The 1,160-nt window shown below is 70.6% G+C and carries 2 protein-coding genes; one reads left to right on the forward strand and one right to left on the reverse strand.

Annotated elements, in window-relative coordinates:
- Positions 1–380 (reverse strand): PPE family protein (locus A5696_RS17365; protein WP_231964364.1); only part of this gene is annotated, 380 nt, incomplete at its 3' end.
- A 227-nt stretch (positions 381–607) separates the two neighbouring features.
- Here A5696_RS17365 and A5696_RS17370 point away from each other — a divergent pair.
- The coding region (locus A5696_RS17370) for a PPE family protein (protein ID WP_197517003.1) at positions 608–1,160 on the forward strand (553 nt) is incomplete at its 3' end.

Raw genomic sequence — 1,160 nt, forward strand, 5'->3', positions numbered from 1 at the left:
CCGAACAGGTTCGACATCACCAGCGACACCAGCTGGCCGCGATTGGCCGTGATCGACCCGGGGTCCACGATGGTCGCCAGCGCGGCCTCGTAGGCGACGGCCGCCGCCCGCGCCTGGGCCGCCGACTGCTCGGCTTGCGCGGCCGCCCCGCCCAGCCAGTCCACGTACCCGGCGGCCGCGTTGGTCATGGACGCCGCCGACGGGCCCTGCCAGGCCTGCCCGGCCAGGTCCGAGGTCACGGAGCTGAATGCGCTTGCCGCCGCGCTCAACTCACTGCGGATCCCGTCCCAGGCCGCCGCCGCCTCCAGCATCGGCCCCGGGCCCGGCCCATCAAGCAGGAGCACCGAGTTGACCTCGGGCGGAAACACCGAAAAGTTCATCACTGCTCCCCTCGATCGTCGTTGATCAGACCTTCAGCAGCCACTGGAGCAACGTACATTCTCCGGCCTGCCCCATACCCCGTTAGGCGGGAATCCAATCCCGGCCGCCGCACGATCGTTGCGGACCGGACCGCAGGGATCAAGCGCTCGCAGTCGCGGTTGCGTGCGAACCCGAGCAACGGCACACTTTGGCTCCCGGGGCTCGCTGCTGAGAAGGGACCGCGGTCATGAGCTTTTTGGTGCTCCCGCCGGAGATCAATTCGTCCCGGATGTTCTCCGGTGCCGGGTCAGCGCCAATGTTGGCGGCCGCTGCGGCGTGGGACGGGCTGGCCGATGAGTTGAGTGCGGCCGCGGGATCGTTTTCCTCGGTGACCTCGGCGTTGGCTGGTCACGCGTGGCAGGGTCCTGCATCCGCGGCGATGGCCGCCGCAGCCGTTCCGTATTCGGCGTGGTTGACCTCGGCGGCGTCCATGACCAACGCGGCCGCCGGGTACGTGGACTGGCTGGGCGGGGCGGCCGCGCAAGCCGAGCAGTCGGCGGCCCAGGCGCGGGCGGCGGCCGTCGCCTACGAGGCCGCGCTGGCGACCATCGTGGACCCCGGGTCGATCACGGCCAATCGCGGCCAGCTGGTGTCGCTGGTGATGTCGAACCTGTTCGGCCAGAACGCGCCGGCGATCGCGGCGGCCGAGGCCGAATACGAGCAGATGTGGGCCCAGGATGTCGCCGCGATGAGCGGCTACCACGCCAGCGCGTCGGCGACGGTCGCGCAGCTGGGCAACT

Origin of the sequence: Mycobacterium sp. E2699, from assembly GCF_001666745.1 — a bacterium.
In the GTDB taxonomy this organism is placed as follows: Bacteria; Actinomycetota; Actinomycetes; order Mycobacteriales; family Mycobacteriaceae; genus Mycobacterium.